This window comes from Acidobacteriota bacterium (assembly GCA_040752915.1).
Lineage (GTDB): Bacteria > Acidobacteriota > UBA4820 > UBA4820 > DSQY01 > JBFLVU01.
Genome location: JBFMHB010000137.1, coordinates 1 through 2,496, shown reverse-complemented (window position 1 = coordinate 2,496; position 2,496 = coordinate 1). Strand labels below are relative to the sequence as shown.

General features: G+C 64.7%; 3 protein-coding genes and 1 tRNA gene. 3 read left to right on the top strand and 1 reads right to left on the bottom strand.

Going from position 1 to position 2,496, the window contains the following annotated elements:
• Positions 1-490 precede the first annotated feature (490 nt).
• Positions 491-566 (bottom strand) — tRNA-Ala (locus AB1824_13485).
• Positions 567-812: 246 nt separating this feature from the next.
• Between AB1824_13485 and AB1824_13480 the strand changes: the two genes are divergently transcribed.
• The 3 genes from AB1824_13480 to AB1824_13470 form a co-directional block, all read left to right on the top strand.
• On the top strand, positions 813-1,367 hold the full coding sequence (locus AB1824_13480; GenBank protein ID MEW5765971.1) for an HDIG domain-containing metalloprotein: 555 nt from the start codon (positions 813-815) through the stop codon (positions 1,365-1,367).
• Between the two features lie 117 nt (positions 1,368-1,484).
• A complete protein-coding gene (locus AB1824_13475; protein MEW5765970.1) occupies positions 1,485-1,838 on the top strand; it encodes a response regulator in 354 nt (117 codons plus the stop codon).
• Between the two features lies 1 nt (position 1,839).
• Positions 1,840-2,496, top strand: a 657-nt coding sequence (locus AB1824_13470) for an ADP-ribosylation factor-like protein (GenBank protein MEW5765969.1), incomplete at its 3' end; no start/stop codon positions are given.

Sequence of the window (2,496 nt, the reverse complement as noted above, 5' to 3'; positions counted from 1 at the left end):
TAACGCGCCAGGCGGTATATTTCCTTCGGTAAGCATTTCCACTGCATCGGGGGAAGCCTCCTTTCGCCGGGGAGCTTCCCCCAAATCTTATCCCCTTCGTCTCACATGTATCTGAACTTATGCAGCACACCATTTGACCCGCTTTGCGTACTGGGTTATTTGCACCACCACAGTCCCTGTCGTCATTTGCCCATGTCCGTTGCTCGGACGCCCTGGACCCACCGTGTTGCCCAGCCTACCGTCCGCGTGTTTCGAATTTCTGGACCCGTCTCCTCAAAGATAGGCCCGGACCGGCATCCGGACAATGGATAGGTCCACCGCGAGCCGGGCAGTCCGCGAGACCCTAAGCCATCGAGCCAGCGAAGAAGTAGCGCGAAGCCGACTTCACGTCGGCTGGAGCGCCCACTTCTCCGGGTGGGGGGTCAGCGGAGCGACCCAAGGGAGCGAAGCGCATAGGGGGGAGGGCCGGCGGCCCTCCCCCCTTGCTTCTTGGTGGACGGTAAGGGATTCGAACCCTCGGCCTCCGCGTTGCGAACGCGGCGCTCTCCCAGCTGAGCTAACCGCCCAGAATGAGGGAGTATACGGCAAGGAGGAGGAAAATCCAAGGGGAGCGGGGCCACGCAGGCGAGAGAATATCCTTGAAGGGCCGAATTCCAAGGCCATAGAATCCGGCCCATCGGGGATGGAGTTTCTCTCCCGGCCGTCCTTCCGGCGGATGACTCCTACCGGTGGACCGGTCGGGCTTCGCCCGGCTTCGAACTGCCCGATGCGGCGGGTATGGCGTATACTCTCGCCTGATATGGAGGACCTGGATGCCGAGCCGTGACGACGCGTGGGCCCTTCTGTGCGAGTGGACCCAATCGGAGGCGCTGAGGAAGCACGCCCTGGGCGTGGAGACGGTGATGCGGGCCATGGCGCGCCGGCTGGGCGGTGAGGAGGAGGCCTGGGGGCTCTGCGGTCTCCTCCACGATTTCGATTACGAGAGACATCCCCAGATTCCGGATCACCCGACGAAGGGCGCCGCGATTCTGCGGGCGGCGGGGTACCCGGAGGAGATGATCACGGCCATCCTGGGCCACGCCACCTTCACGGGAGTCCCCCGGGAATCGCCCATGGCCAAGGCCCTTTTCGCGGTGGACGAACTCACGGGATTTCTCTTCGCGTGCGCCTTCGTCCAACCGGACCGGAGGGTGGCCAGCGTTCGGCCCGAGAGCGCGAAGAAGAAACTCAAGGACAAGTCCTTCGCGCGGGGGGTGAACCGCGAAGACATCCGCCAGGGGGCGGTCGAGATCGGAATGGAAGTGGACGCCCTCATCCTCCTGGCCCGGGACGCCCTGGCGGAGAACGCCGAGGCGTTGGGGCTATAGCATGCCTGTGGAAACCCCCTTCCGGGTTCCGTTGCGCGACAGGCTCTCCGGCCCGTATACTGACGGCAACGCAACTGTGCGGGGGAGGTGGATCTTGGACCCCTGGGGACTGACGGCGTGAACGTCCTCATCGTGGACGACAACGTCCTGATCCGAAAAATGATCCGGTCGACCCTGGAGGCCGAGGGGGAGTCCTGCGCCGAGGCGGCCACCGCGGCGGAGGCGCTCCTGGCTATCCACGGGGATGCGCCCGACGTGGTTCTCTTGGACCTCAACCTGCCCGACGCGGATGGGCTGACTCTGTTGAGGATGCTGGCCTCCACCCCCGCCGTCTCCTTCCCAAAGGTCTTCCTGGTCACGGGTAGCGATGACGTGGGCCTGGGAGAGGAGGCGCGGCGGTTGGGCGCCCGGGGAGTCCTCCGCAAGCCCGTCACGCCTCCCGTCCTCCTGCGCGCGGTGCGGGGGGCTTGACATGGTTCAGTTCCGCCACGCCCAGCGGGAGATCCAGTTCAAGATCGTCTATTACGGGCCGGCTCTCGGCGGGAAGACCACCAACATCGAGGCCCTGCACGAAATAACGGACCCCGACAAGAAGACGCAGCTGGTCTCCCTCAAGACGGCGGAGGACCGGACCCTCTTCTTCGACTTCCTCCCCTTCGACCTGGGGGAGGTCCAGGGGTACCACATCCGCCTCCAGGTTTACACCGTGCCCGGGCAGGTCCACTACAACACCACCCGGAAGGTGGTTCTCGCGGGCGCCGACGCCATCGTTTTCGTGGCCGACTCCCAGCCCGACAGGGCGAAGGAGAACTTCATCTCCTGGGAGAACATGAAATCCAACCTCATCGCCAACAAGATGGACGCGGCCCAGATCCCGGTGGTGATCGAGTGCAACAAACAGGACCTCCCGGGGGCCCTCTCCTCCGACGCCGTGCTCGCGGCCATGAAAGTGGGCGACGTCCCCGTGACCCTGGCCTCCGCGCTGACGGGCGAAGGGGTGGTGGACACGTTCCTGACGTGCGTGAAGCTGACGCTGGGGCAGTTCGTCACCAAGTTCAAATTGACGGAGCGAGGGGTCACGAGCGAGAAGATCGGCAAAGGGGCGGAGGAGGTCTTCCGGCCCTTCCTG